Raw genomic sequence first — 26201 nt, 5'->3', positions numbered from 1 at the left:
GCCCTGACGGACACGAAAATGACGGATACCATAACATCACATGATCCAGCCGCGGCAGAGCCCGCCCCGGTCGCCAAGCCGCAGGGCTACTGGCAGGGCGTGGGCGCGCGGCTGGTGCGCGATCCCCTGACCATGATCTGCTTCGGCGTGCTGATGCTGCTGATCCTCTCGGCGATCTTCGCGCCATGGCTGGGGCTGGCGGATCCTTACAAGGGCTCGATGATCGCCCGCCTGAAGGCACCGGGCACAGAAGGCTACCCGCTGGGCACCGACGAACAGGGCCGCGACATGCTGGCCCGGCTGATCTACGGCGGGCGGCTGACGCTGTTCATCGGGCTGATGCCGGTGGTCTTCGCCTTCTTCATCGGCTCGGCGCTCGGGATCGTCGCGGGCTACGTCGGCGGCATGACCAACACCATCATCATGCGCACCGTGGACGTCTTCTTTGCCTTCCCGTCGGTGCTGCTGGCCATCGCCATTTCCGGCGCGCTGGGGGCGGGGATCTTCAACAGCCTCGTATCGCTGACCATCGTCTTCATCCCGCCGATCACCCGCGTGGCCGAAGCGGTGACCTCCGGGGTGCGCGCGCTCGACTACATCGACGCGGCGCGGGCGACGGGGGCAAACGCGTGGACCGTGATCCGGGTGCATGTCATCGGCAACGTGCTGTCGCCGATCTTCGTCTATGCCACCTCGCTGACCTCGGTCTGCATGATCCTCGCGGCGGGCCTGTCATTCCTCGGCATCGGGGTGCGCCCGCCTGAACCGGAGTGGGGGCTGATGCTGAACACCCTGCGCTCTGCCATCTACGTGAACCCGTGGCTGTCGGCGCTGCCGGGGGTGATGATCTTCGTCACCTCGCTGTGCCTGAACCTGCTGAGCGACGGGCTGAGGAGTGCGATGAATGTCCGCGACTGACCTTTATGCGCCTATCGAGGACAAGGGCGGCCCGGCGCAGCCGCTGATCTCCGTCCGCGGTCTGAAGAAGTATTTCCCGGTGCGCGGCGGCATCCTCGGCCGCGCGCAGGCGCAGGTGCAGGCGGTGGACGGCGTCTCCTTCGAGGTCGCCAAGGGCGAGACGCTGGGCATCGTCGGCGAATCCGGTTGCGGCAAGTCGACGACCGCCAAGCTGCTGATCGGCCTGACGGAGAAGGACGCGGGCGAGATCGTCTTCGACGGCGTGGCGCTGGGTCCGCGCCTGTCGCTGAAGGAGCTGCGCAAGGGCGTGCAGATGGTGTTCCAGGACAGCTATGCCACGCTCAACCCACGCATGACGATCGAGGCCTCCGTGGCCTTCGGCGCCAAGGTGCAGGGGCTCGACAATCCCGAGGTCCGCGCCCGCAAGCTGATGGAACGCGTCGGGCTGGATCCGGCCCGCTTCGCGCACCGCTATCCGCACGAACTGTCCGGCGGGCAGCGGCAGCGGGTGAACATCGCCCGCGCGCTCGCCATGTCGCCGCGGCTGGTGGTGCTGGACGAGGCGGTCTCGGCGCTCGACAAGTCGGTGGAGGCGCAGGTGCTGAACCTGCTGTCGGACCTGCGCAAGGAATTCGGGCTGACCTACATCTTCATCAGCCATGACCTGAACGTGGTGCGCTACATCTCGGACCGCATCCTCGTGATGTATCTCGGCGAGGTGGTCGAGATCGCGCCGGTGGACAGCATCTGGGAACGCCAGGCGCATCCCTACACGCGGTCGCTGTTCTCGGCCATGCCGTCGATGGACCCCGACAACCGAACGAAGGAGCCGCCCCTTGCGGGCGATCCGCCGAACCCGATCAATCCGCCCTCCGGCTGCCGGTTCCACACGCGCTGCCGGTTCGCCTCCGAGGTCTGCAAGTCGAAGGTGCCGGTCCTGGGCGGGCTCTCCACCAACGCCGGGCACAGGGTCGCCTGCCACCTCTACGACGCGCAGTCGGGCCATCCGAAGGCAGGACAGGGGGTGCCCGCATGACCAGGCTTCTGGATATCCGCAACCTGTCGGTCCGCTTCGCGGGCAAGCGCACGGTGCACGCGATCAACGACGTCTCGCTCAGCATGGAGCAGGGAGAGACGCTGGCCCTGCTCGGTGAAAGCGGGTCGGGCAAATCGGTGACGCTGAAGACGCTCCTCGGCCTTCTGCCGCCGAAGCGCACGAAGATCGACGGTTCGATCCATGTGAACGGCGTGGACGTGCTGTCGCTGAAGGGCAAGGCGCTGCAGAAGTACCGCGGCGGCGAGGTCTCCATGGTGTTCCAGGAACCGGCGCTGGCGCTGGATCCGGTCTACACCGTCGGCCACCAGATCGCGGAATCGGTGATGCGCCACAAGGGCGTCAGCCGGGAGGACGCCATGTCCACCGCGCTCGACATGCTGGACCGGGTGCGCATCCCTTCGGCCAACCGACGCCTGCACAACTACCCGCACGAACTGTCGGGGGGCATGCGGCAGCGGGTGATGATCGCTTTGGCGCTGGCATGTCGTCCGCGCCTTCTGCTGGCGGACGAGCCGACCACGGCGCTCGACGCCACGGTGCAGATCCAGATCCTGCTGCTGCTGCGCGAGTTGCAGAAGGAATTCGGCATGGGCGTGATCTTCGTCACCCACGACATCGGCGTGGCGGTTGAGATCTCCGAGCGGGTCGCGGTGATGTACGCCGGCCAGATCGCCGAGGAGGGCACCACGCGCGAGATCATCCGCGACGGGCGCCATCCCTATACGCAGGGTCTTCTGGCAGCCAACCTGCACGACGTGGCGCGCGGAGAGCGGCTGAACGCCATCCCCGGTGCGCCGCCCGCTCTGGAAGAACGGCCCGACTCGTGCTCTTTTGCGCCCCGATGCCCACGGGTCCTGCCGGAGTGCCGCGCCGCGCTGCCGCCGATGATCGAGCCGGCCCCGCGCCGCCGCGTCGCCTGCCTTCGCGCCGAAGAGCCCGTCGTCGCCGAATGACTGAAAGACCGGAAACCACATGCTGATCGACAAAGACCCCTTCCGCTGCTTCATGCCTTACCCGCCGGTGCGCGTGGCCTCTGCCGGGGGCGGACCGTTGGCGGGGCTCACGCTGGGCGTGAAGGACATCTACGACGTGGCGGGCTACCGCACCGGGTCGGGCTGCCCGACAGCGCTCGCCATGAGCGATATCAAGCAGGCGAACGCCCCGGCGGTGGAGGCCCTGCTGGAGGCCGGCGCTGCCTTTGTCGGCAAGACCCATACCGACGAACTGGCGTGGTCGATGTACGGCATGAACGCGCATTTCGGCACGCCGGTGAACCCGGCGGCGCCCGACCGCATCCCGGGCGGGTCGTCTTCGGGGTCTGCCGTGGCGGTGGCCGCGGGGCTGTGCGACATCGCCGTGGGATCGGACACCGGCGGATCGGTGCGCGCCCCCGCCAGCTTCTGCGGGATCTGGGGCATCCGGCCGACACATGGCGTGATCTCGCTCGAGGCGGTGCAGAAACTGGCGTCGAGCTACGACACCTGCGGGCTCTTCGCGCGCGACGGCCAAACGCTCCTGCGCGCCATGTCGGTCCTGATGGAGGACACGGCACCCCTGCCGGAAGCGCCGCGTCTGATGCGGCCCGTGGACATGCTGGCGCAACTGGGACCGGAGCAGCGGGCGGTCTACGAGGCGGCCTTCGGCGGGCTGGAGGCGGCGGAGGTCACGGTCTTCCCGGAAGGGGTGGAGGCGACCTACAAGACCTTCCTCGCCACCATGTCGGCGGACGCGAAGGTCGACGTGGTGCCGTTCATCCGTTCCTCCGGCATGCCGCTGGTGCGCGGCATCGACGGGCGCGCGGATGCAGCCGAAGCCCTGACAGAGGCGGAGGCCGAGGTCGCCCGCACCGCCCGCGCGGCCTTCACCGCGTCGATGGACCGGCTGCTGGGTGCCGAAGGGGTCCTGCTGGCGCCGGTCGTGCATGACGCGCCGTTCCGGCTGGATGCGCCGGTCGAGGTCTTCGACGGCTACCGGCACGACGCGATGCGGCTTCTGTGCGTGGCGGGGCTGGCCGGCTTGCCACAGGTGGTGATGCCCGCGGGCAAGGTCGACGGCGCGCCCTACGGCGTCTCGCTGATCGGGCCGCGCGGCTCGGACCTGTCGCTGATCCGGGCGGCCATGGCGCTGACCGCGGTGCCGGCATGAGCTGCCCTATCGAGGCGAAGCTGGCGGAGATGGGGCTGGAACTGCCACCCTCCGCCCCGTCGCGCGCCCTGTTCCTGCCGGGCAAGATCACCGCCAACCTGTTGTTCCTGTCCGGCCAGATCTGCGAGTGGGAAGGACAGCCGAAGTACTTCGGGCCGGTGGGCGAGGGGTTTGACATGGCCGAAGGGCAGGCGGCGGCACGGATGTGCGCGCTGAACCTGCTGTTCTGCATCAAGAAGGTCGCCGGGTCGCTCAGCCGGGTGAAGGAGGTCGTCCGGCTGGGCGGCTTCGTCGCGGCGCCGCCGGATTTCGGCGAGGGGCCGATGATCGTGAACGGCGCCTCGCAGCTTTTCATCGACCTCTACGGCGATGCGGGCCGCCATGCGCGCACCGCGGTCAACGTGTCCTCTCTCCCGGCAAAGGCGCTGGTGGAGGTCGATGCGGTGATCGAGCTGACCTGATTTTCGGCTGGCGCGCCCGGCGCGCTCAGGCGTCGAGCGTGGCGGCAATGCTGAGCAGCAGGTCCTCGCCGCCGTGTCGGCCCACAAGTTGCATCCCGATGGGCAGGCCGTTCGCACGCCCCGCCGGGAAGGCCATGGCGGGCAGGCCGGACGCATTGACCCAGCCGGTATAGACGGCGTGGCCGCGCGGTCCGGCGGGCTGGCCGTCAATGGTGTCCGGGTAGACCTCCGTCGCGGGCCATGGTGGCGCGGCGGCGGTCGGCATCAGCACCGCGTCATGCCCCCAGAGGTCGCGGACCTCCTCGCGCAGGGCGAAGACCCGGGTCAGCGCCTCGTAAAGCTGGACGGCAGAGACCTGCGCGCCGCGCGCCGCCATCGCCTTGTACTTGTCTGCGGCGGCTTCCATCACCGCCGGGTCGCGCCAGCCCAGATGGGCGAGACCGATCTCCGCCAGTCCCGACCAGACCTCGTTCAGCGGATCGAGGTCGAGGGGCAGCGGGCTTTCGGTGACGTCGTGGCCCAGTGCGCGCAACCGGTCCATCGTCTCGGCAAAGGCTGCGCGGATGGATGCGTCGCAGGGGGCGTCGGCGATGCGCCCGACCGCGAGGATGCGGGCGGGGCGGGTCACGGGCCGGACCGGGCGCCCGGCAAGGACACCGTGGAACAGCGCGAGGTCGCGGGCGGAACGCGTGATCGGGCCGACCGTCTCGAAATCGAGCAGGACCTGCGGCAGCCCATTGCCGCGCGGCACGCTGCCGATCCCGGGTTTCAGCCCCCAAAGCCCGGTGTAGCCCGCAGGTCGCCGGATGGAGCCGCCGCCGTCCGTGCCGATCCCGGCCACCGCCATGCCGGACGCCACGGCCGCGACCACCCCGCCGGAAGATCCCCCGGGCGTCAGCGCCGGGTCGAACGGATTGCGGGTCACGCCGAAGGCTGCATTGGCGGTGTAGCCTTCGACTGCGAACTCCGGCGTGTTGCCCTTGCCGAGGACGATGGCCCCGGCGGCGCGCAGGGCGGCGACCGGCTTCTCGTCATGATCCGGCACGCGGCGCCCGAGCTCCGGATTGCCCCATGCCGCCGGAAGACCGGCGGACACGAGGTTGTCCTTCACGATCACCGGCACGCCGTCGAGCGGACCAAGGGGTGTGCCCGCCTGCCAGCGGTCGCGGGCGGCGCGGGCGAGGTCGCGCACATCGGCGGCGCGGGCCGAGAAGGCGTTCAGCCCGGGTTCGCGTTGGTCGATGGTGCCGAGGTGGCGTTCCATCACTTCGACGGGGTCGCTGGTCCCAGTGCCGAAGGCGTCGATGAGGGCGGTGGCGTCGGGCAGGGTCTTCATGGTGTCGAGGCTCATCGTCCGACCGCCTCCGGAAGCCAGGTTGCGATGGAGGGCCAAAGGATCAGGGCCGAGGTGAAGAGCAGCATGAGCGCGGCATAGGGCACGGCGCCGGTGACGACGTCGGTGAAGGGACCCTTGTCGTTCCGGACGCCCTGCACGACGTAGAGGTTCATGCCCACCGGCGGGGTGATCATGCCCAGTTCGCACATAAGGACCACGAAGATGCCGAACCAGACCGGGTCGATGCCCGCGGCGGTGACGATCGGAACGACGATCGGGATCGTCAGAACCTGCATGGACAGCACGTCCATGAACATGCCGAGGATCACGTAGAACAGCATCAGCGCGAAAAGCAACTCTACCGGCGTGAGGCCGAGGCTGTCGACCCAGACCGTCATCACCCGGGTCACGCCGCCAAGCGCGAGCGTCACGTTCAGGGTGAAGGCGGCGACGATGATCATGAGGATCATGCCGGTCGTGCGTGCTGTCTTGCGGAAACAGACGTCGAGGAAGTCGCGGGTCAGCTTGCCCTCCGCCGCGACGAAACCGAGTGCGGTCAGCACGGCCAGCGCTGCGCTTTCGGTCGGCGTGGCGATGCCGAGGTAGATGGAGCCCATGACGATGGCAAAGACGGTGGCAGCGGGCACGAGGTTCTTCAGCGCGCGGATCTTCACCGCCCAGGGCACATGCGCGTCCTCGAAGGCGCCGCCGGGCGACAGGATGTCCTGCGCGGCGATGAAGACCATGAACAGGAGCGTCAGCAGGATGCCGGGCACGATGCCCGCGATGAAGAGCTGCCCGACGGAGACGCTGGCCAGCGAGCCGTAGACCAGGAGGTTGACCGACGGCGGGATGAGGATGCCCAGCGTGCCGCCCGCCGCCAGCGACCCCAGCGCGCGGGAGGGGCGGTAGCGGCGTTCGGTGAGCGCGGGCAGGGCGACGGTGCCGACGGTTGCGGCGGTGGCGACGGAAGAGCCGGATGTCGCCGCGAACAGCGAGCAGCAGCCGATGTTGGTGTGCAAAAGGCCGCCGGGCAGCCGCCCGAGCCAGAGCGCCAGCGTGCCATACATGCGGTCGGCAAGGCCCGAGCGCAGCAGCAGTTCCCCCAGCAGGATGAACAGCGGAATGGCGGTCAGAACCGGCTCGTTCGAGGTGCCCCAGAGCACCGGCCCCATGCTTTTCAGCAGGACGGGTCCGTAAAGGATCATGCCGCCTGCGACGCCTATTGCAACCATCACGGTGGCGACCGGCAGCCCGGCCAGAAGCAGGCCCATCATCACGATGAAGCCCACGAGGATGTCGAGAATACCCATGTGTCAGCGGTCCTGAAGCTGCCGGAGCTCTTCGGAAAGCTCCTCTTCGGCGGAGGTCGGGTTGAATTCGGCGGCAAGCTGGGCATGGCGGCCTGTGAGGAACAGCCGGGTCGCGCGGCCTGCGAGGACGAAGGAGCAGAGCGCAAAGACCGCGAGGCCCGCGTACCATGCGGACTGCGGCCAGATGAGCGGCGTGCGCCAGGGCGTCGCGGCGGTGGAGCCGTAGTCGAGCGTGTCGGCGATGACGAACCAGCCGACATAGAGGAAGAACAGCCCAAGGATGCCGAGCGACAGCACCGACAGCCAGTCGAGCGCGGCCTGCACCTTCAACGGGAAGCGCGCGTGCAGCACGTCGATGCGGATGTGTGCGCGGTCGGCCATGGCAACGATGAAGGACAGTGCGGCCCCGAGGGCGAGGACGTATCCGCCCAGCTCGTCGGCGCCCTGAAGGGAGGTGTTGAAGACCTTGCGCAGCACCGTTTCCAGCGCGACGAAGGCAGACAGGAACAGGAGCGCCCATCCGAACAGGCGGCTGATCCATGTGGCAAGGCGGTCCATTCGGTGTCTCCGGGCGAGGGTAAGGGCGCCCCCGGGCCGTCGCCGGCCCGGGGGCATCGGGGGAATTACATGCTCTGGCCGGTGGCGGCGGTCCACGCGTCCGAGCAGCCCGGGTTGGTGGCGTCGCAGACTTCTTTCCACGCCGGGAAGGAGACGTTCGGCACGGCGGTGCCCACCAGTTCCTTGTCGGCGGCGGTCGGCTCCACCAGCTTCAGGTCGTAGGAGGTGCCGGTCTCGCAGGGCTCGGCGCCGGTGTTGCAGTTCACCGCGTCGTCGAACAGCTCCTCGGAGTAGGCCCAGATCTTGTCGGACAGCTTGTCGAAGCCCGCCTGCAGCTTGTCCTGCTGCTCCGGCGTCATCTTGTTCCATGTGTCGAGGTTGATGCCGTAGCCGTTCATCGCAAGCTGGAAGGCAATCGGCAGGGTGTAGGAGGTCACTTCCGGCCAGCCGGCGGAATTGGCGGACGACGGGCCGGTGATGGCGCAGTCGACCACGCCGCGGGCCAGCGACTGCTGCACCTCGGGGAAGCTGAGCGGGACGGGCGTGCCGCCGACGAGGCTGATGAATTCGGCCAGGTTCTGGTCGTAGACGCGGACCTTCAGGCCCTTGAGGTCGGCCAGAGAGCCGATCTCCGGTTCGCAGAACAGGACCTGCGGACCGAACGGCCAGACGCCCAGCAGCTTGGTGTTGAACTTCTCCTGCAGGCGGGCGTCGACAACGGGGGCGAAGGCTTCGACCGTCTTCTTGCCGGTTTCGTAGTCGGGGTTCAGGCCGACGAGGTCGAGGCCGAGGATGGTGGGTTCGTCGCGGCTGACCTGCGACAGGCGCAGCGAGACGATGTCGAACAGGCCGTCCTTGAGGATGCGCAGCTGCTCGGTGTCCTTGATGCCGGTGACGTCGACCGGCTGGTAATCCGCGGTGAAACCTTCGAGGCCGGTTTCCTCGGCGAAGTTCTCGAAGAACGGCTGTTCGACGTTCTTCTGGATGAGGCCGGTTGCGACGGGCTGGCCCATCACGCGCAGGGTTTCGGCGGACGCAGGCACGGCGAGGACGGCCAGCGCCGCGGCGCAGGTTGCGATCGTTCGGATCATGGGTGTCTCCTTGGTGGGTCTTTGTCGTGTGGTTCTGTGTTCAGGACAGGGCTGCGAAACGTGCGAAGACGCTCCCCCATCCGGTGACGCGCGACGGGTCCAGCCCGGTCTCGCGCAGGCAGTGCGCCGCTGTGACGGCGACGGAATCGAGCACCGGGATGCCGGTGGCTTCTTCGATGCGCGCCGCTTCGGGGGCGCCGCGGAAGTTGGTGCAGACGATGGCGATGGCGTCCGGTTCAGAGGCCGCGACCTCCTCGACCATGGCACCGACCCGGGCCGCCGGGTAGGTGGCGAAGCTGTAGTTGCCCTTGTCGTCGAGCCGCCGGGTGGCGGTGACCTCGATCCCCTGTGCGGCGTAGTTCGCGATCATCCGGGTCTCGATATCCTCGATATACGGCGTGACGACGCCAAGCCGCCGGACATTCATCGCCCTGAAGAGTGTGTCGTAGGCGAGGATCGTGGAGGTGGCGGGGACGCCTGTCCGCTCGGTGATGGCAGCGCAGAGGGCGCGGTCCTTCTCCAGCCCCAGCCACGAGGCCGAGGTGCCGTTCCACGCGATCAGGTGGGGTTTCGCCTCCGCCAGCCGCTCGGCGGCTTCCAGGATCGGTTCGAGTGTGAACTGCGACTGCGACGCCTCCGACATGGAGATCTCGACCACGCGGAAGCGGCCGAAGTGCGCGGTGGCGGCGTCGCCGAAAGGCGCGAACATCGCCGAGGTGTAGGGTTCCAGCACGGTGTTGGAGGACGGCGTGAGCATCCCGATGCGGATGCCGTCGACGGGATCGAAGCTCATGCCGCGACCTCCGGCTTGGCACGGGCGACGTGGTGCCCTTTGGGCTGGCCCACGGGTTCGCCGTCCTGCATGACGGTCTGCCCGCGCAGGATGGTCCGCACGGGCCAGCCCGTCACCTCGAAACCCTCCCAAGGCGTATAGTCGGCGCCGTGGTGCAGGATGTCCTGCGTGATGGTGCGGGTCATCGACGGATCCCAGAGCACGATGTCGGCGTCCATGCCGATGGCGATGCTGCCCTTGTGTTCCAGCCCGTAGATGCGGGCGTGGTTGGTGGCGGTCAGCGCGGCAAAGGTCTGCAGGCTGATACGGCCCTTTGTGACGCCTTCGGAGAACAGGATCGGCAGGCGCGTTTCCACGCCCGGGATGCCATTCGGGATGTTGCGGAAGGACTTGCGCGCGCCGGGCACGTCCTTGCCGTGGCTGTCGTCGAAGCGGAACGGGCAATGGTCGGAGGAAAAGACGTCGAAGGCGCCGGAGGTCAACCCGGTCCAGATCGCCGCCTGTTCGGCGGTGTCGCGCGGCGGCGGAGAGCACACCCATTTCGCCCCCTCGAAACCCGCGCGGTCCAGATCGTCGGCGGTCAGGGTGATGTACTGCGGGCAGGTCTCGGCCAGCACGCGCACGCCGCGGGCCCTGGCGCGCTGGATTTCTTCAAGGGCGGCACCGTTCGAGACATGCACGATCATCACCGGCACGCCCGCGACCTCGGCCAGCGTGGTGGCGCGGTGGGTGGCTTCGCGTTCGACGGGGACGGGACGGGTGCGGGCGTGGTTGACCGGAGAGGTCTGGCCCGTGCGCTCCGCCTTGTCGCGCAGGAACTCGATGGCGTCCTCGTTCTCGGCATGGACAAGGGTCAGCGCGCCCTGTTCGCGGGCCACGTCCATGACCTGCAGGATCTCCGCATCGGTCAGGCGCATGCCCTGATAGGTCATGAAGACCTTGAAGCTGGTCATCCCCTCGGCGATCAGCGCGGGCAGGTCCTGGCCCAGCGTCACCGGGTCGGCCTTTGTCACGATCAGGTGGAAGGACACGTCGGTCAGGCACTGGCCTTCGGCCTTCGCCATGTAGGCGGCCACGGCGTCGCGCAGGGTCTGGCCTTCGGTCGCGAGGCAGAAGGGCATGACGGTGGTGTTCCCGCCGCAGGCCGCGGAGCGCGTGGCGGAGGCGAAGTCATCCGCCATCTCGACACCCGGTCCGGAGGGCTGCGAGATATGTATGTGGCTGTCGATGCCGCCGGGCATGGCGATCAGGCCGGTGGCGTCGATGACCTCGCGCCCGTAGAGCCCGCTGCCCAGCGTCACGATCCGCCCCGCGACGATGCCGATCTCGCACGCTGTCACCGCGCCGGAGGTCACGACGCGCGCGCCTTTTATCACCGTGTCATGGGTCTGGCTGTGGGGGGCGTTGTCTTGCATTTCTTCGTGATCTTTCTGTTGGCGGGCCGAACCGTCGACCCCAAGGCTAGCGACGGTTCGAATTGCCATCCATGACAAAATGTGTGACTTTCCGTTCTCGAATTGAGAATGGATAATTCGGGTATTCGCATGAAAATGCATCTCGTTCCGCGCCCTTTGCTTTATGTTGAGGCAGTTGCCGAACACGGATCGGTGCAGGCCGCATCGCGCGCCCTGGGAATCGCCGCCTCGGCCATCGACCGGCACATCAAGGCGCTGGAAGAGGCCAACCGCGCGCCGCTGTTCGAACGCCTGCCGCGCGGCATGCGCCCCACAGCCGCCGGAGAGGCGGTCGTCGTCATGGCGCGCCGCTGGCGTTCGGATGCCGAGCGGCTGGAAACCGACCTGCAGGAGATGCGCGGACAGGAACGCGGCAGCGTGCGGCTTGCCGCGATGGACAGCATGGCGAACGGCGTCCTCGAGGACCTGCACGTCTGGCTGAGAGAAGAGCACCCGCAGCTGCGCCTGAACCTCGACATCGTGCCGCCGTCACAGGCGGCGCGGCAACTGGACGAGGGCGCGGTGGAGGTCGCCATCGCCTTCGACATGCCGCGCCTGCGCCACCAGCACGTGCTCTGGACCGACAAGCTGCGTTTCGGCTGTATCGTCGCGCCGGAACATCCACTTGCGGTGGAGGCCGAGGTCTCGCTCGCCAAGCTGTCGGGCCATGCGCTGGTGTCGCAAAGCGCGCGGCTGCCGATCCGGCAATACATGGACAACCGCCACGCCTGGTTCTTTGCAGAGAACGTGCCGGTGCTGGCGTCGAACTCGCTTCAGGTGCTGAAGCGTGCGCTGCTTCGGGGCGATGTGGCGATGATCACCTCCGAACTCGACGTTCTGCCGGAGCTGCGCAGCGGCGATCTGCTGTTCCTGCCGCTGAAGGACAAGGGGCTGGTGCCGCCGACGATTTCCGTCGTGATCGACGCGCGGCGGGCGCTGTCGCGGGCGGCGCGGCTGGTGGCGGAGTACCTGGTCGAGCGGACGGGCGGTCTGCTGGCCGAGGCGCGCGAGGACACCTAGGCGAGGGTGCAGCCGATACCGCCGAAGCCGTCGATGTGCCCGAGGACCTTCGTCCCGGCGGGAAAATACTCGAGACCGGAGAGCGAGCCGGTGATGACGGTCTGCCCCTTGCGCAGCCCGCCGCAATGCCGGCCCACATGTGCGCAGAACAGCGCGAGGTTGGCGAGGGCGGAGCCGCCGGGCACCGTCGCAGGCCCGTCGATCACGGTGCGGTCGTTGCAGGTGAGCCGCGCGTTGACGGTGGAAAAGTCACTGCCGTCCCAATCCTCCAGCGCCGGGCCGAGGATCAGGCCCGCGTTGATCTGCATGTCGGCCAGCTTGGTCATCGGATCGAGTTCACGGCCCGTCAGGCGGGTGTCCACCAGTTCGAGAACGATCCGCGGGCGGAAGCTTTGCGCCGGGTTGTTCAGGTCGGGCGCGTCGTCGGTCAGGTATTCGAACCCGATCTCAAGCTCGATCCCGAGGAGGTCGATGACCGGAACCACCGCCCCCGAAGCGAGCGTCCGGCTGGCCGGGATCGGCGCGATGACCGGCGGGCCGTCGACCCGGTCCCCGACCTTGAAGCCGCTGACTGCGCCGAGGGCCGGCATCACGAGGGACTGGATGGCCAGCGCCTCTTCGTAGGTGGGCGCGGGAAGCGCGCTGGCGTCCGCCCGATGTCGCGAGGTGTGCGCCCCGGTGAGGGCGGCGGCATAGGCGTCGGTGGTGGTCATCGGTCAGGCTCCGGGCGCGGTTTGCGTCACTCTCGTGCGGCAACCGCGCCCGTGCAAGCCGGTTTCAGGCGAGATCCCGCATCGGCGCGGCCGGGACGGTGGCCGCCCGGTCCGGCGTCGGGCTGCGCGGCACGGTGCCCCAGATGGCGATCCGCACCGCCGCGTAGGAGATCAGCGCAGCGAGCGGCGGCAGGATCCACGGCAGCCATGCGACATTCGGTTCTACATCCATCAGGATCTGCCCGATCAGCGCCAGCACGGTGCCGATCGCAAAGACCAGCAGACCATGCTGCCCCAAGAGCCGCAGCGGCGCCGATGCCGTATGCGCGGCGATGCGGCGCACCACGGGCAGGCAGGACAGGACATAGAGCATCGCCAGCACATGCAGCAGGCGCGGCGCGGCCAGCAGCGTCTTGTTGTGCGTCGTGATGTGGTATGGCGCGCCAAGGCTGCTGAGCTGCGCCATCTTGTGGTTCATGAAGGATCCGAGGGCCGGAACATGCCGCCACGCGAAGGCGAAGACCACGAATAACAGCGCGGCGTAGAACAGGGTGCGGTTGACCGGGACCATCCGCTCTCCGCGCCGGTGCCGGTGGCCGATCATCAGCCCGACGAGGAAGATCAGCTGCCATGACAGCGGCGACAGAAACCAGCCGCCGCCGCCCGGATGGTTGGGGATGTTCAGCCGGTAGGCACCGGCGACCCACCACAGCGCGACAGAGGCGGTCAGCGTCTGCCACGGCCAGCGGATCGCGGCGGCGAGGATCAGCGGCCCGGCTATCATCAGGACGATGTAGGTGGGAAGGATGTTCACGTAGCCGATCTGGTAGCCGAGGATCGGAATGCCGGTCAGCGCCGCCCGCGTGTCGGAGTAGATCAGGCCCAGATTGTGCATCGTCCTGAACTTCGACAGCAGGAAGGTGTCCGCCGCCCAGGCAAAGAGGCCGAGCGCGATGACCGTCAGCAGGATCTGCACGAGGTACAGCGTCCACGCCCGTCGCCACATCGGCGTCAGCGCCGCGCGCAGCCCGCCCTTGCCGTCGAGCCAGCGGGCGATGGCAGGGGAATAGGCGATGCCCGCCGCGATGCCGGACATGACAAAGAACGCCTCTGCCGCGTCGGAAAAGCCGAGCTCCCGGTTGGTGATCGCCTCCCAAGGGTTGCCGGGCATGTGGTTGATGAGAATCATCATCAGCGCGACGCCGCGGAAGAAGTCAATCCGCGGATCGCGCTCCTTCGGCGCGGGGCCGGGCCGTGCGGGCATGGGGACGATCTTGCGGTCAGGTTGCGCGGACGGGGACATCGGACGTCTCGGGGTTGGCGTCAGAGGTCTGCTCTGCCGCGGTGTCTTGGGCGCGGTCGGTCCGCGCGCGCTCGCTCAGGACCCGGAAGGCTGCGATCACGGGCGCGGGGGCGGTTTCCTCGGGGGTGAGGAAGACGCTGCGGCCGACCGGGTGAGACGTCGAGGCCAGCAGGAGCGGCGCACCGATCATCGGCACGGTCACCGGCAGGAGCCACACGGTCAGCGCAGGAGCGAGGTAGGCGGCGGCCAGAAGGGCGGCCAGTCCGCAAAGCGCGATCCAGCCGGAGGCGCGCCATGCGTCGAGCAGGGACAGCCGTCCCTCGCCGCGCTGGTTGGCGGGCCAGCCGCCGTCCTGCCCGGACAACACCTGCACGACCGCGCGGGTCTGGTACATCAGCATGACCGGCGCCAGCAGCGAGGACAGCAGGATCTCCGTCGTGACGGAAGCGGCGGAGCGTGCGGTGCCGCCGAAATCGCGCGTCCGGCGGTCGAGCGCCGCGTGCAGCAGGATGCCGAATTTGGGCAGCAGAAGCAGGCCGATGATCCCGATAGCCAGCGCCACGATCTCGCGCGTGCGGTCGTCGGGGAAGACCGGGAACAGCTGGTGCGGTTCCGGGAAGTAGTCCGGCAGGGGAGCGGTCGCGGTCGCGGCGACGGAGGTCACAAGGAACGCGGCCCAGAGCAGCGGCACGAGGTAGGATGCGATGCCCTGGACAAAGACGAAGCGGCTCCACCCCAGAAGGCCCGGCGCGCCGACAAGCCGCATGTGCTGCAGGTTGCCCTGGCACCAGCGGCGGTCGCGGCGGGCAAAGGCCACGATGTTGTCCGGGCCTTCCTCGTAAGAGCCGGGAATGGTGCTGTCGAGTTCGACCCGCCAGCCGCCGCGCGCCAGAAGCGCCGCCTCGACGTAGTCGTGGCTCAGGATGACACCGCCGAAGGGCGGTGTGCCGCGCAGCACGGGCAGTCCGCAGCACTGGGCAAGGGCGCGCACGCGCACGATGGCATTGTGCCCCCAGAACGGCCCGGTGCCGCCCTGCATCCGCTGCAGGCCGCGCGCAAAGACCGGCGCGTGAAAGCTGGCGGCGAACTGCATCGCCCGCCCGAACAGCGACGAGGCGCCGATCACCTTTGGTAGCGTCTGAAGAAGGCCAAGGCGCGGGTCCGCCATCATGCGCGAAATCAGGTGCCCGATGGTGGCACCCTCCATGAGGCTGTCGGCATCGAGGATCACCGCGAATTCGTAGGCGCCGCCGAAACGGCGGATGAACTCCTCGACGTTGCCGGCCTTGCGGCCATGGTTGTTCTCGCGCAGGCGGTAAAACACGCGCAGCCCGTCGTCGCGCGGCTGGAGCAGATCGGCAAAGGCCGCGCGCTCCTTCAGTTGTGCCTTGGGATCGCGGGTGTCCGACAGGATCGCGAAGTCGACCTTTACCTCGGCGAACATGCACGAGCGCATCATCGCACGAATGCGGTTGGCGGCGGCCTCGGGGTCCTCGTTGCAGATCGGCAGGAGCACGACCGTGGGCGCGGTGGGCTTCGGCAGGGAATCCATGTCGATGCGGCGCCGCAACCGGGGCAGGCCGACAAGCGCCTGCACCGCCCCCCACGCCAGCCACAGCGTGGTGACGAAGATCAGCGCGACGCGCGCGAGGTCGAGCGCCTGCACACCGTCGCTGATCGCGGCGTCGGCCATCAGCGTCGCGGCAAAGGCCGCCGCACCGAAGGTGAAGGTCAGTGCCAGCGTGCGGACGAGAACGGTCGGGGCGTCCGGACGGACGGCGCTCCGGTCAGGCATTGCGCCACATCAGCCAGCGCGAGAGCAGAGGAACGTAGCGCGGCCGGCTGCGTTCCAGAACCTGAGATGGCATGTCGAGCGGCGCGTTCGGCGGCAGTCCGAACATGTCCTGAGTTTCGGACCGGCCCATCAGTTTTTCTTCCATTGGTACAACCATGTTTCCGTCAGACGGCGATTACCCTGTTGAAGGTCGGCCTTGAGTTCGACCGGTTGAGGCCCTGTTGCGCGGACCTCGATCACCAGTCGCCAGAGGTGCGGCTCCTCGAGGCGTTCCAGAATGGTTTCCACGATCTCGCCGTTGACCGCGGAAACCACTTCCTCAACAGGCGTGTCGTCGTCGAGTTCCGTCATTCGTTCCGCATCGAAGTCGATGACGAATTTTTGCCGATCCTTCTGCGGATTTATGCCTGCTACGCCGCCAAAACCGGTCAAAGTGCGCAAAACCCGGGCATACTGTGTATCGCTGCCGAGCGGCGCCATGCCCCAGTGAAGGCGGTAGGAGAACTCGCGCGCGTCCCCGGCCTGCACCTCGGCCTCCGGCACCCAGAAGGCCACGATGTTGTCGTTGCTTTCCAGGTCGGTCGGGATCTCGATCAGCCGGACCGCGCCGCGGCCCCAGTCGCCCACAGGCTCCACGATGAGCGAGGGACGCTTTTCATAGTAGGCGTGGGCGTCGAGGTAATCCTCGAAGGCACGGTTGCGCTGCACGAGGCCGAAGGCGGTCGGCGCGTTTGCCCCGACATAGGAGTTTGCCAGCGTCTCGGGGTTGCTGAGCGGCCGGAAGAAGCGGTGGTCGCTGGTATCGACGATCAGCGCCTCGCTGTCGTGCACCCGTTCGCGGTAGTCGTGGAACGGACCCACGTCGTTCGGCGCAAACAGGAACATGGAGGTCAGCGGCGCGATACCAAGCTGACGCACGTCGTTGCGGAAGAACAGGCGTTGTTCCACGTCGATCGTCGTGGTCTCGCCCGGCGTGATGGCAAAGCGGTAGGCGCCGGCGACCGAGGGGCTTTCGAGCGCGGCGTAGAAGACCACGTGCGAGGTGCCCGGTTCGGGACGCTCGATCCAGAACTCCGAGAAGAAGGGGAATTCCTCTTCGCCGCCGATGGCGGTGTTGAGTGCGAGGCCACGCGCGCTGAGGCCATAAACGTTGCCCTTGCCGAGCGCGCGGAAGTAGCTCGCGCCAAGGAACGACACGACCTCGTCAAAGCGGTCGGGCGAGTTCACCGGCGCGTTCAGGCGGAAGCCCGCGACGCCCGGAAACTCGAAGTCGTCGGGAAAGCGCTGAGCGACGTTCTCGCCGTAGCGGAAGTCGCCGCCGGTGAAGCGCATCGGGCGCGCGGTGCCGTCGACGATCTCGTTCAGGCGCACCGGGCGGTCGAACAGCCAGCCCGGATGGTAGCCGTGCAGCACGACGCGGGACTTCGGGCCGGACCAGCGGGCGTGGTCCGGGCGGAACTGGATCTGGCGGTAGGCGTCGTAGTCGAGACCCGACACCTCCTCATCCAGAACGGGAGGAGGAACCCATTCCCGCCCGGCACTCTCGCGCTGGCGGTCGGCCAGCCAGTCGAAGGAGAAGGGGGTACCTTCAGCCTCCGGTTCGGGGCTGCTCTCGGACTCTGTCTGTGCTGCACCGCGGCAAGCGGCAAGCATGGCCGCGGCGAAGGTCTGAGCGAACAGGGTCCTGCGGGTTAGGAACGAAGAAGTTACAGTATTACGGTAAGTTGCGGGCATATGTTTGCGGCGTCGCCTCTGTATTGTCGAGCGTAGGTTGCTTTCCGCGAGCGGTTTTTCAAGCGCCGAAACGCCGCATTTTTGCGCCGGGCAACGAGTTGCGCGCAATTCCGCCGCATCGCGGCAAAAAACGTCCCGAAAACATGCGTCCTGAGGGAACCTGCTTGCATTTCGAGCGCAACTGAAACGCGAACGTGCCCCTCGAAAGGGGCATGCGACTCGTCCTGCCGCTGGGGCAACTTGCGCGTCTTGCCCGCCGCCGCGGTGCGACTCAGTCCAGATGGAAACAGAAGGAGTTGCCGGACGATGTGTTCTGCGTGCAGGTCTCACCGGCGCCCTGCGGTTTCGGTTCGGGCCAGTACCAGGCGTAGGCTTCGCCGCCGTTGATCCGCCGGATGCCGCCCTCCAGTTCGATCACGGTGCGCGCACCGGACGGCCAGTCGTGCAGCGACACCAGCCGCCCGTCCGGTTCGGCCCTCTGGATGCGGGTGCAGGGCTCCCGGTCGATCAGCCTGTCGCTGGAGTCGTAGACGAAGCAGTTGCCGGGCTGCGTCATCTCGATCGCCTGACCGTTGCGGGGCAGGGCGGCCAGCGGCACCTCGCCGGGCCAGGCCATGAACGACTGCAGGAACGAGAAGAACAGCGTCGGCTGGGCGTCGGGGAAGGCGGCGGTGGCCCAAGTGGCATTCTGCACCACGCTGCTGACCGGCCACCACGTGCGGGCAAGGTTGTACTCATCGCCCGGGTCGAGGAACCGGCCCTCGCAGGTGCCGAGCGCCTCCATCCCGAAGTTGGTGTAGGTGAAGGTCTCGCGCTCGGGGCGGTCCACCTGCGCGCCGTTGTGGCCGTTGCGGCTCCACGAGTCGGGGTCGCTGTTCAGCTGGTCCCTGGTGCGGCGATAGAGGTTCCCGCAAGCGGTGCGGATCACCGCGTCGGAGATGGCAGAGGGCGCATCGACACCCACCACCGAAATGCCCCAGCGCGCGGCCTCGCGGACGGTGGAAACGTAGAACATCTGTTCCGGCGGCGTCTCGTGCATCCGCGCGGCGAGCGAGGGCGCAAAGCGGTAGTTCACCAGGTTGCGGAAGATCTTGGCCGTGGCGGCGACGGACACCTGGTAGGCCCGCGCGACAGAGGCCGCATCGTAGCTGCCCTCCGGCACCGAGAGGCTCGGCGCGTGAAAGCCCAGCTTGCCGTCGACGTGCAGGTGGCGGCTGGTGATATAGCCGATGTCGCTGCCCGTGTCGTAGGAACCGGCCATGAAGACGAGGGCGCAGGCGCTTTCGCACCGCGCGCCGGGCCGCACCATCGTGCCCAGCCTGCCGTGCACCGCGTCGGTCAGCTTCATCGCCTCGGTCAGTGCTCCGCCGGGGCTGTTCAGGCACAGGTTCAGCGGCACCTTGAGGTCGATGTCCGGCGGTGTACCGTCATCGTATTCGGTGTACCAGATCAGGTCGGCGTGGCGGGAACTGGTGGAGGCCTGTTTGATGAGCGACAAGAACGTTTCGGTGTCGCCCGGGGCAATCGGGCCGTCGAGGGTCACGAGGCAGCCGAATTCAGGATCGTCGGTCAGGGCGAGGGTCGCGGCCATGCTGGCGGACGGCAGGAGGGTGATCAAAAGGGCGGCAAGAAGTCTGGGCATTGAATAGGTCCGTTCCGGTAATCGTCCGGTCCAGAAAAGCAAAAGGCCCCGCTTTTGGCGAGGCCTTTTCAGGAATTTCGGTGGCTTGCGTCAGCCCTGCTGGCCGCCGGTCTGCGGCGGAATCGCCGTGGCCTGTGCGGTGGCCTGGCCGATCGGGCGGGCCTTGCCGCCGTTCAGAGGATCGTCCTGGCGCTGCACCGAACCCTCGAAGTGGGCGCCGGATTCGATCGCGATGGTCTTGTGGATGATGTCGCCCTCGACACGCGCGGTGGCGGTCAGGCGGACCTTCAGGCCGCGGACGCGACCGACGATGCGACCGTTCACGACGACGTCGTCTGCGACGACCTCACCCTTGATGGTGGCGCTTTCGCCGATGGTCAGCAGGTGGGCGCGGATGTCGCCCTCGACCGTGCCCTCGACCTGAATGTCGCCGGTGGTCTTGATGTTGCCTGTCACGTGCAGGTCCGGGGACAGCACGGAGGCCGGCGGCTTCGGCTTCGGAGCGGAGGGCTTGAAATCGCCGGTGGACGGTTTCGCAGACTCGGGAACGCTGGGTTTTGCCGCGGCATCGCTGCCGGGACCGGGTTCGTTGATTTTGCTTTTAGAAAACATCGTTCGCAGCCTTGATATAGATCATGGGATTGACGGGTTTGCCGCCGACACGGACCTCGTAGTGCAGGTGGGTCCCGGTCGACCGTCCAGTGTTCCCCATATCACCGATCCGCTGCCCGCGCGAGACCCTTTGACCGGTCTTCACCCGAATTTTCGACATGTGCGCATAGCGGGTTTCGATGCCGAATTCATGCTGGATCTTGACCAGTCGACCGTAGCCCGAAGACCAGTCCGCGTGGACCACGACGCCATCGGCTGTCGAATAGATCGGCGTGCCGTGCGGCGCCGCGAAATCGGTTCCCGCGTGCAGGCGGCCCCAGCGGTAGCCGAAGCCCGAAGTGAAGCGGAACGGGTCCTTCAGCGGCGTGGCGAAGGGGGCCTTCTGCGCGGCGATACGGTAGAGGTTCAGGCGGTCCATCTGGTTCAGGATGCTGTTGGCGCGCATCGTGTCGCCCGAAGGCTCCTGACCCATGGTGGAGAAGGACAGCGGCGTCAGCGGGCCGCCCTGGCCGGTGTAGCCCTTGCGCACCTGGTTGAGGATGCGGTCCGGGTCCATGCCGGCCTTCTCGAACATCTTGTCGAGCGGCTTGACGGAGACGGTCATGGCATCTTCGAGCTGGCGGAAGATCGTGTCGTTCTTCTCTTCCATCATCTCGATCTGGGCCTGCATCTCGGAGGCGCGGATCAGCGCGTCCTGTGCGTCGGCGATCACCTGGTCACGCTCGGCCGCGGTGCGGGCCAGCGCGTCGGACAGGATGTCGAGCGTGTTGTCTTCCTGCGAGGTGCCGGACACAGCCACCGAACCGCCCTGGATTTGCTCTTCGAGGGCGGCGAGCTGGTCGGACACGGTCTCGCGCGCCTTCATGGTGTCGCGCAGGGTCGTCTGGATGACGTCGATGCCGGTCTCCAGTTCGCGGCGCCGGGTCTCGGACTCCAGCAGTTCGGTCTGCATGGAGGAGATCTGCTTCAGCGCGGCGTTGAACCGGTTCTGCGCGGCCAGCGCTTCGGAGGCGCGGTTGTCGCGTTCCGCCGACAGGGCGTTGAGCCGTTGCTGGTAGGTGATCTGTTCGCGTTTCGCCTGCTCCCGGAAGTTCCCGGCGCCGATGGAGTCCATCAGCAGGATGGCGGTGGCGATGGTCGTCCAGCTGATCACGAGCGCGGTGCCGAGAAAGGCGATGGCCTGTGTGCTGGATTTCAGTCGGATAAATCGGGTGTCGTTGTCCGATCGGAGGAAGAGTCGACGCTCCGGAAAGAAGCGCTCTAGAATTGCATGTGTCTTTATTGCCAGACGTGTTCGCACCTGACCGTCCCTATATTGTCCCCATTTCGAAGCCTCGGTCCCCCAACCCAGCCTCGCTTTCGGGCTTACCGGGGGCATCACGGGCGTGCAACAAATTTGGGCTGGGCGACCTGTATCGTGCGCGGAACTCGGCCAAACCGGCAAGAATTCGCCGATTCCTAGACGGATCAAGGGGTTCTGTTGGGAATGTTTTCGGCGAGAGGCCAATAGAAATCAGGGGGAAGACCGGCTTCGGCGCGTTTTTCATCGTTGAACGGCGGCTTGAGCGCGCCGTGGAAGTACGTCCTGACGAGCGTGTGGAAGGCGTCCTTCGGATCCCGGTCGTGGCGACCGCACAGGAAGTGGAACCACTTCGAGCCATAGGCGACGTGACCGACCTCCTCGGCATAGATCGTTTCCAGTGCGGCAACGGCAGAGGTCGCGCCGGCCTTGCGGAAGATCTCGATCATGCCCGGCGTCACGTCCAGGCCGCGCGCCTCCAGCACCATCGGCACCACCGCGAGCCGCCCCATGAAGTCGGCCACGGTGTCCTCGGCGGCGCGCCACATCCCGGCGTGGGCGGGCAGGGCGCCATAGTGCGAGCCCAGCTCCTCGAGGCAGTCGCACATCAGATTGAAGTGCTTCGATTCCTCGTCCGCCGCCTTCACCCAGTCGTCGTAGAAGCCCGTGGGCATCGGCGTATCGGCGAAGCGCGGGATGATGTCCCAGTGCAGATCGACGGCGTTCAGCTCGATATGGGCCACGGCGTGCAGCAACGCGATACGGCCCTTCGGGCTGCCGGGCTTGCGCTTGGGCACGTCACGGGGATCGAGGAGTTCGGGCCGGTCGGGGCGCGACGGGCGCAGAGGCGGCTCGGCGCGTCCGATGGCAATGGGCGTTCCGGCGGCGCGCGCGGCGAACCACTCCGCGGCGTAGGCGCGGGATTTCGTGGTTTTCTGCCGACCGTCCGCAGTGGTCAGAACATCCACCGCCATTTCCGAAAGTGTCATCATGGCCCGCCGTTTGCCACGCCCGGACGGCCCGGACAACGCCCGTCTTTCCGCGCATGGGCAATTCGTGCGGGCCGTATGTTGGTCGGGCAAGGGGCGCGCCGCTGCCCGACCGTCTGTCAAAGCCTGAGGCCCGGACGTCAGAGGGCGCGCGCGGCCTCCAGCACCTCCTCGGCGTGGCCGGGAACCTTCACCTTCCGCCATTCCTTCACGATGGAGCCGTCCGCACCAACCAGGAAGGTGGAGCGTTCGATGCCCATGAAGGTCTTGCCGTACATGGATTTTTCCTTCCACACGCCGTAACGCTCGGACAGGTCGCCCTCTTCGTCGGAGATCAGCGGCACGGTCAGCGCCTTCTTCTTCATGAACTTCTCGTGGCTGGCGATTGAATCCTTCGAGATCCCGAACACCTTAACACCCGCCGTCTCGAACTCGGGCAGGAGAGCGGTGAAGGCCTCGTTCTCCTTCGTGCACCCGGACGTGTCGTCGCGCGGATAGAAGAACAGCACGTAGGGCGTGCCTGCCAGCGCGTCGGAGGATACCTCGCCGGAGGTGGCGGGCAGGGTGAAGGAGGGGGCTGTTTCGGACATGCGTGTCTTCCCGGAATGATTTCGTTTATGGTTGGCACAAAGGGCCACACACCCCAAGCATATGGCACCGAGGCCGGTCTTCCAGTGAGCATGCAGCAGGCAACAGAAAAATCGGATGCCCCCCGGGGGCGGCGGCGGAAGGTGCTGCTGTGGTGCGCCGGTGTGATGCTGGCGCTGGTGGCGGGTCTGGGCGGCGGGATCTGGGCGATGCTGGGCCGTCCGGTCGACGCGCCCGCATGGCTGCGCGAGAGGATCGAGACGCGGATCGCCGAGAACCTGCAGGGCATCTCCATCGACTTCGGTCGAATGAGCCTCTTGATCACCGAGACGGGGCTGGCGCGGATCGTGTTGTGGGACGTCACGGTCACCAACGAACAGGGCGTCCTCGTGGCGCAGTTGTCGGATATCGAAGCGGGCGTGGCTCCCGTGTCGTTCCTCAGGCGCGAATGGGAACTGCGGGAGGCGCAGGTCTCCGGCGCCTTCGTCACGTTGCAGCGCGACCGCAACGGCAAGTTGGGGTTGGCTTTGGGCGATGCCTTTGCCGAGGGCACGCAGGTGCCAGACCTCGCGCAGATCATCGCCCGGATCGACGCCATCGCGCTGGACCCGCGGCTTGCGAAGCTCGACCTCTTCGAGGCGGACAGCCTGACCCTGCGCTACGAGGACCTGCGCGCCCGGCGCGGCTGGACGGCGGACGGCGGGCGGCTGCGGCTGACGCGCGAAGACGGCACGCTGAAGCTGACAGGCGACGTGGCGCTGCTGTCCGGGGGGGCGGGCGTGGCCACCGTCGCCCTCGGCGCCGAAAGCCGGATCGGCGACACATCGCTCGAATTCGGGATGACGCTGCAGGATCTCGATTCCGGCGATATCGCCACGCAAAGCCCGGCGCTGGCATGGATGGACGCGCTGGAGGCGCCGATCTCCGGCTCGCTGCAATCCACCCTCGCACCGGATGGCGCGCTTGGCGAAATGCGCGCCACGCTGGAAATCGGCAAGGGTGTCCTGCAACCCAACCGGGAGGCACGGCCGATCCCCTTTGACGGCGCGCGCACCGCCTTCACCTACGTCCCCGACGAACGCCTGATGCGCTTCGAGGAGATCCGGGTGGAGTCTGCCATGGGCCGGGTCCGCGCCTCGGGCACCACCATGCTGGACGAGGCGCCGGAGGGTGGCCTGCCCCCCGGGCTGACGGCGCAATTCAGGCTCGATGGCGTCGAGGTCGCGCAAAGCGCTGTGATGGACCGGCCCGTCGTGGTCGAGGGCGCGCAGACCGCCTTCCGCCTGCAGCTCAACCCGTTCCGTGTCGACTTGGGCTCCCTCCGGATCACCGATCCGACCCTGCCGATCAGCGCGCGCGGGTGGCTGGAGGCGACACGCGCCGGGTGGAGCATGTCGCTCGATGCGCGTGTGGCCGAAACGGTGCCGGAGCAGGTCATGGCCTTCTGGCCCGGCCAACTCGTGCCGCAGACCCGCGACTGGGTCGGACGCAACGTCCGTGAAGGCAGGCTTTTCGATGCGAGCTTTGCCCTGCGTGCGGAGGCCGGGGCAGAGCATCCCACCACCTTCTTCGACCTGTCGTTCGAGGATGCGCTGGTCGGCGTGGCGCCCAGCCTGCCGCCGATCGAGGACGGGCGCGGGCGGCTGACCATTCACCAGCGGCGTCTTGGCCTGAGGGTCGACGAAGGTCACATCGTAACGGACCGGGGCACCGTCGACGTGGGCGGCTCGGTCTTCACCATACCCGACCTTAAGGAGAAGCCCTCGATGGGTGAGGTCGACCTGAAGATCGACGGGCCGGTGGGCGCGGTGCTGGCGTATATCGACAACGACCAGTGGCGGGTGCTGCGCAAGGTCGGGCGGGACGCGACCCTGGCCGACGGCCGGATCGCGGCCAGCGGACGGCTGGTCCTGCCGCTGGCGGACGGGCTGACCTTCGACGATATCGATCTGGCCTTCGCTGGGACGCTCCGCGACGTCGAAAGCGCCAAGGCGATCCCGGGCAAGACGATCCGCGGCGACGGGTTGTCGGTGAAGCTGGACAACAGCGGCGTCACCATCGCGGGGCAGGCCAACGTGTCCGGGGTTCCGGTCGACGGGCGCTGGACCCAGCCCTTCGGCGGCGGTGGGTCCGAGGTCGTGGCCGATATCACGCTCAGTCCGAAGACATTGGCGGATTTCGGTGTCTCGCTGCCGAACGGCATGTTGCGCGGTCAGGGCACGGGTGCCCTGCGGGTCGATCTGCCGCCGAATGCGCCGCCGCGCTTCGAACTCGAAAGCGATCTGGCGGGGCTGGGGCTGGCCGTCCCGCAGATCGGCTGGTCGCTGGCGCCTGGCACCACGGGACGCTTTACCATCGCGGGCAACCTGTCGCCCGGGCTGCAGAACGCCGAGCTGACTTTGAAGGGCGGTGGCATGGATGCGGCCGGGCAACTTGTCCTGTCGACGTCCGGTGCCTTCGAAAGGCTCGACCTGTCGCGGGTGACGGTCGCCGACTGGCTGGAAGTGTCGGGCCGCCTGCGTGCGCGCGGCGGCAACAGCGCCCCGGCGGTCGAGATTTCGTCCGGCCGCGTCGACCTGCGCAGCGCGCCGTTCGGCGCCTCCGGTACAAGCGGCGGCGGAGGGGGCGGCGGTCCGCTGGCCCTAACGCTCGACAGTCTGCGCGTGACCGACAGCATCGAACTGCGCGCCTTCCGCGGCAACTTCGACCTGGCGCGCGGGCTCGAAGGGCGCTTTGACGGCCAACTCGGGGGCGCCACGCCGGTGGCCGGGCAGGTGATCCCGCAGGCAGGTGGCAGCGCCTTCCGGATCAGCGGCGAGGACGCGGGCGATATCCTGAAGGCGGCGGGGCTGCTGAAGACGGTGAAGGACGGCACCTTCAACCTCGACCTCGCCCCCGTCAGCGGCCAGCCCGGAAGCTTCGACGGGCTGATGCGCATACAGGGCACGCGGATGCAGAAGGCCCCGGCCATCGCCTCGCTTCTGGATGCAATCAGCATCGTCGGCATCATCGACCAGATGAACGGGCCGGGGATCTTCTTTTCGGACGTCGAGGCGCGGTTCCGGCTGACGCCCTCCCGCGTGATCGTGTCGGAATCGAGCGCAGTAGGGCCGTCAATGGGTATCTCGATGGACGGCTATTACGACCTCGGCAGCGGGCAGATGGATTTCCAGGGCGTGCTCTCGCCGATCTACGCGGTCAACGCCATCGGCCGCCTGATCGCGCGCAAGGGAGAGGGGCTGATCGGCTTCAACTTCAACCTGCGGGGCACGACAGGCGCACCGAGGGTGGCGGTCAATCCGCTCTCGGTCTTCACCCCGGGCATGTTCCGTGACATTTTCCGCCGACCGCCGCCGAAGCTGTCCCAGTAATCGGCAAG

23 protein-coding genes are annotated in these 26201 nt (G+C 67.5%); 7 read left to right on the top strand and 16 right to left on the bottom strand.

The genetic code is table 11. The features are described from left to right. Nucleotides 1-18: 18 nt before the first annotated feature. The 5 genes from CDO87_RS00340 to CDO87_RS00320 are packed head-to-tail and all read left to right on the top strand — an operon-like array spanning nt 19 to nt 4581. Complete coding sequence (locus CDO87_RS00340; RefSeq protein ID WP_100930780.1) at nt 19-918, top strand: ABC transporter permease; 900 nt, start codon at nt 19-21, stop codon at nt 916-918. Further along, a complete protein-coding gene (locus CDO87_RS00335) occupies nt 905-1954 on the top strand; it encodes an ABC transporter ATP-binding protein (RefSeq protein WP_100926905.1) in 1050 nt (349 codons plus the stop codon). The genes CDO87_RS00340 and CDO87_RS00335 overlap by 14 nt, the downstream gene beginning before the upstream one ends. Beyond that, entirely contained in the window at nt 1951-2928 is a 978-nt protein-coding gene (locus tag CDO87_RS00330) for an ABC transporter ATP-binding protein (protein WP_100926904.1), read from the top strand. The genes CDO87_RS00335 and CDO87_RS00330 overlap by 4 nt, the downstream gene beginning before the upstream one ends. A 19-nt stretch (nt 2929-2947) precedes the next feature. Next, the gene (locus tag CDO87_RS00325) at nt 2948-4120 is read left to right on the top strand and encodes an amidase (protein WP_100926903.1); all 1173 of its coding nucleotides are present in this window, start codon (nt 2948-2950) and stop codon (nt 4118-4120) included. Next, entirely contained in the window at nt 4117-4581 is a 465-nt protein-coding gene (locus CDO87_RS00320) for a RidA family protein (protein ID WP_100926902.1), read from the top strand. The genes CDO87_RS00325 and CDO87_RS00320 overlap by 4 nt, the downstream gene beginning before the upstream one ends. A 25-nt stretch (nt 4582-4606) precedes the next feature. On the opposite strand, the gene CDO87_RS00315 is transcribed toward CDO87_RS00320, so the two are convergent. From CDO87_RS00315 to hydA, 6 genes are all read right to left on the bottom strand, one after another. Continuing rightward, complete coding sequence (locus CDO87_RS00315; RefSeq protein WP_100926901.1) at nt 4607-5932, bottom strand: amidase; 1326 nt, start codon at nt 5930-5932, stop codon at nt 4607-4609. Then, nucleotides 5929-7230 (bottom strand): TRAP transporter large permease, encoded by a 1302-nt coding sequence (locus CDO87_RS00310; protein WP_100926900.1) that lies wholly within the window; start codon nt 7228-7230, stop codon nt 5929-5931. The genes CDO87_RS00315 and CDO87_RS00310 overlap by 4 nt, the downstream gene beginning before the upstream one ends. 3 nt (nt 7231-7233) lie before the next feature. Then, the gene (locus CDO87_RS00305; protein WP_100926899.1) at nt 7234-7788 is read right to left on the bottom strand and encodes a TRAP transporter small permease subunit; all 555 of its coding nucleotides are present in this window, start codon (nt 7786-7788) and stop codon (nt 7234-7236) included. 65 nt (nt 7789-7853) lie between these two features. Beyond that, complete coding sequence (locus CDO87_RS00300) at nt 7854-8879, bottom strand: TRAP transporter substrate-binding protein (RefSeq protein WP_100926898.1); 1026 nt, start codon at nt 8877-8879, stop codon at nt 7854-7856. A 40-nt stretch (nt 8880-8919) separates the two neighbouring features. After that, complete coding sequence (locus tag CDO87_RS00295) at nt 8920-9672, bottom strand: aspartate/glutamate racemase family protein (protein WP_100926897.1); 753 nt, start codon at nt 9670-9672, stop codon at nt 8920-8922. Then, nucleotides 9669-11087: a dihydropyrimidinase gene (gene hydA / locus CDO87_RS00290; RefSeq protein ID WP_100926896.1), complete on the bottom strand. Its 1419-nt coding sequence runs from the start codon at nt 11085-11087 to the stop codon at nt 9669-9671. Before hydA ends, CDO87_RS00295 begins: the two co-directional genes overlap by 4 nt. 129 nt (nt 11088-11216) lie before the next feature. Here hydA and CDO87_RS00285 point away from each other — a divergent pair, with 129 nt between their 5' ends. Continuing rightward, the gene (locus CDO87_RS00285) at nt 11217-12146 is read left to right on the top strand and encodes a LysR family transcriptional regulator (RefSeq protein WP_100926895.1); all 930 of its coding nucleotides are present in this window, start codon (nt 11217-11219) and stop codon (nt 12144-12146) included. Here CDO87_RS00285 and CDO87_RS00280 read toward each other — a convergent pair. The 10 genes from CDO87_RS00280 to CDO87_RS00240 all read right to left on the bottom strand — a co-directional run bounded on the left by CDO87_RS00280 (nt 12143) and on the right by CDO87_RS00240 (nt 22824). Further along, complete coding sequence (locus CDO87_RS00280) at nt 12143-12859, bottom strand: hydratase (RefSeq protein ID WP_100926894.1); 717 nt, start codon at nt 12857-12859, stop codon at nt 12143-12145. The two genes, CDO87_RS00285 and CDO87_RS00280, sit on opposite strands and share 4 nt — an antisense overlap. Nucleotides 12860-12923: 64 nt before the next feature. Continuing rightward, the gene (locus tag CDO87_RS00275; RefSeq protein WP_254698254.1) at nt 12924-14123 is read right to left on the bottom strand and encodes an OpgC family protein; all 1200 of its coding nucleotides are present in this window, start codon (nt 14121-14123) and stop codon (nt 12924-12926) included. A 16-nt stretch (nt 14124-14139) separates the two neighbouring features. Then, nucleotides 14140-15957 carry a glucans biosynthesis glucosyltransferase MdoH gene (mdoH, locus tag CDO87_RS00270; RefSeq protein WP_100926892.1) on the bottom strand — a complete coding sequence of 606 codons (1818 nt, stop codon included), beginning with the start codon at nt 15955-15957 and terminating at the stop codon, nt 14140-14142. Beyond that, the gene (locus CDO87_RS26615) at nt 15950-16087 is read right to left on the bottom strand and encodes a hypothetical protein (protein ID WP_198521790.1); all 138 of its coding nucleotides are present in this window, start codon (nt 16085-16087) and stop codon (nt 15950-15952) included. Before CDO87_RS26615 ends, mdoH begins: the two co-directional genes overlap by 8 nt. Beyond that, nucleotides 16087-17610 (bottom strand): glucan biosynthesis protein, encoded by a 1524-nt coding sequence (locus tag CDO87_RS00265; RefSeq protein ID WP_254698252.1) that lies wholly within the window; start codon nt 17608-17610, stop codon nt 16087-16089. The genes CDO87_RS26615 and CDO87_RS00265 overlap by 1 nt, the downstream gene beginning before the upstream one ends. Nucleotides 17611-17962: 352 nt before the next feature. Further along, entirely contained in the window at nt 17963-19333 is a 1371-nt protein-coding gene (locus tag CDO87_RS00260; RefSeq protein ID WP_100926891.1) for a hypothetical protein, read from the bottom strand. A 90-nt stretch (nt 19334-19423) separates the two neighbouring features. Further along, complete coding sequence (locus CDO87_RS00255; RefSeq protein WP_100926890.1) at nt 19424-19945, bottom strand: polymer-forming cytoskeletal protein; 522 nt, start codon at nt 19943-19945, stop codon at nt 19424-19426. Continuing rightward, complete coding sequence (locus tag CDO87_RS00250) at nt 19935-21245, bottom strand: M23 family metallopeptidase (RefSeq protein WP_100926889.1); 1311 nt, start codon at nt 21243-21245, stop codon at nt 19935-19937. The genes CDO87_RS00255 and CDO87_RS00250 overlap by 11 nt, the downstream gene beginning before the upstream one ends. A gap of 167 nt (nt 21246-21412) precedes the next feature. Further along, nucleotides 21413-22237 carry a ferritin-like domain-containing protein gene (locus tag CDO87_RS00245; protein WP_100926888.1) on the bottom strand — a complete coding sequence of 275 codons (825 nt, stop codon included), beginning with the start codon at nt 22235-22237 and terminating at the stop codon, nt 21413-21415. A 137-nt stretch (nt 22238-22374) separates the two neighbouring features. After that, the gene (locus tag CDO87_RS00240) at nt 22375-22824 is read right to left on the bottom strand and encodes a peroxiredoxin (RefSeq protein WP_100926887.1); all 450 of its coding nucleotides are present in this window, start codon (nt 22822-22824) and stop codon (nt 22375-22377) included. A 141-nt stretch (nt 22825-22965) separates the two neighbouring features. Between CDO87_RS00240 and CDO87_RS00235 the strand changes: the two genes are divergently transcribed. Continuing rightward, entirely contained in the window at nt 22966-26193 is a 3228-nt protein-coding gene (locus CDO87_RS00235; RefSeq protein WP_198521789.1) for an AsmA-like C-terminal region-containing protein, read from the top strand. Nucleotides 26194-26201 lie beyond the last annotated feature (8 nt).

Source organism: Sagittula sp. P11 (genome assembly GCF_002814095.1).
Lineage (GTDB): Bacteria > Pseudomonadota > Alphaproteobacteria > Rhodobacterales > Rhodobacteraceae > Sagittula.
The sequence above is the reverse complement of the archived record's forward strand: the minus strand, read 5'-3'. Positions and strand labels throughout refer to the sequence as shown.

What these genes read in the sequence shown, in the direction of transcription:
- hydA (WP_100926896.1), bottom strand. Translation starts at nt 11,087, where the DNA reads ATGCAAGACAACGCCCCCCACAGCCAGACCCATGACACGGTGATAAAA.
- CDO87_RS26615 (WP_198521790.1), bottom strand. Translation starts at nt 16,087, where the DNA reads ATGGGCCGGTCCGAAACTCAGGACATGTTCGGACTGCCGCCGAACGCG.
- CDO87_RS00335 (WP_100926905.1), top strand. Translation starts at nt 905, where the DNA reads ATGTCCGCGACTGACCTTTATGCGCCTATCGAGGACAAGGGCGGCCCG.
- CDO87_RS00330 (WP_100926904.1), top strand. Translation starts at nt 1,951, where the DNA reads ATGACCAGGCTTCTGGATATCCGCAACCTGTCGGTCCGCTTCGCGGGC.
- CDO87_RS00305 (WP_100926899.1), bottom strand. Translation starts at nt 7,788, where the DNA reads ATGGACCGCCTTGCCACATGGATCAGCCGCCTGTTCGGATGGGCGCTC.
- CDO87_RS00340 (WP_100930780.1), top strand. Translation starts at nt 19, where the DNA reads ATGACGGATACCATAACATCACATGATCCAGCCGCGGCAGAGCCCGCC.
- CDO87_RS00310 (WP_100926900.1), bottom strand. Translation starts at nt 7,230, where the DNA reads ATGGGTATTCTCGACATCCTCGTGGGCTTCATCGTGATGATGGGCCTG.
- CDO87_RS00315 (WP_100926901.1), bottom strand. Translation starts at nt 5,932, where the DNA reads ATGAGCCTCGACACCATGAAGACCCTGCCCGACGCCACCGCCCTCATC.
- CDO87_RS00275 (WP_254698254.1), bottom strand. Translation starts at nt 14,123, where the DNA reads ATGCCCGCACGGCCCGGCCCCGCGCCGAAGGAGCGCGATCCGCGGATT.
- CDO87_RS00300 (WP_100926898.1), bottom strand. Translation starts at nt 8,879, where the DNA reads ATGATCCGAACGATCGCAACCTGCGCCGCGGCGCTGGCCGTCCTCGCC.
- CDO87_RS00280 (WP_100926894.1), bottom strand. Translation starts at nt 12,859, where the DNA reads ATGACCACCACCGACGCCTATGCCGCCGCCCTCACCGGGGCGCACACC.
- CDO87_RS00260 (WP_100926891.1), bottom strand. Translation starts at nt 19,333, where the DNA reads ATGCCCAGACTTCTTGCCGCCCTTTTGATCACCCTCCTGCCGTCCGCC.
- CDO87_RS00240 (WP_100926887.1), bottom strand. Translation starts at nt 22,824, where the DNA reads ATGTCCGAAACAGCCCCCTCCTTCACCCTGCCCGCCACCTCCGGCGAG.
- CDO87_RS00295 (WP_100926897.1), bottom strand. Translation starts at nt 9,672, where the DNA reads ATGAGCTTCGATCCCGTCGACGGCATCCGCATCGGGATGCTCACGCCG.
- CDO87_RS00255 (WP_100926890.1), bottom strand. Translation starts at nt 19,945, where the DNA reads ATGTTTTCTAAAAGCAAAATCAACGAACCCGGTCCCGGCAGCGATGCC.
- CDO87_RS00265 (WP_254698252.1), bottom strand. Translation starts at nt 17,610, where the DNA reads ATGCTTGCCGCTTGCCGCGGTGCAGCACAGACAGAGTCCGAGAGCAGC.
- CDO87_RS00285 (WP_100926895.1), top strand. Translation starts at nt 11,217, where the DNA reads ATGAAAATGCATCTCGTTCCGCGCCCTTTGCTTTATGTTGAGGCAGTT.
- mdoH (WP_100926892.1), bottom strand. Translation starts at nt 15,957, where the DNA reads ATGCCTGACCGGAGCGCCGTCCGTCCGGACGCCCCGACCGTTCTCGTC.
- CDO87_RS00245 (WP_100926888.1), bottom strand. Translation starts at nt 22,237, where the DNA reads ATGATGACACTTTCGGAAATGGCGGTGGATGTTCTGACCACTGCGGAC.
- CDO87_RS00320 (WP_100926902.1), top strand. Translation starts at nt 4,117, where the DNA reads ATGAGCTGCCCTATCGAGGCGAAGCTGGCGGAGATGGGGCTGGAACTG.
- CDO87_RS00325 (WP_100926903.1), top strand. Translation starts at nt 2,948, where the DNA reads ATGCTGATCGACAAAGACCCCTTCCGCTGCTTCATGCCTTACCCGCCG.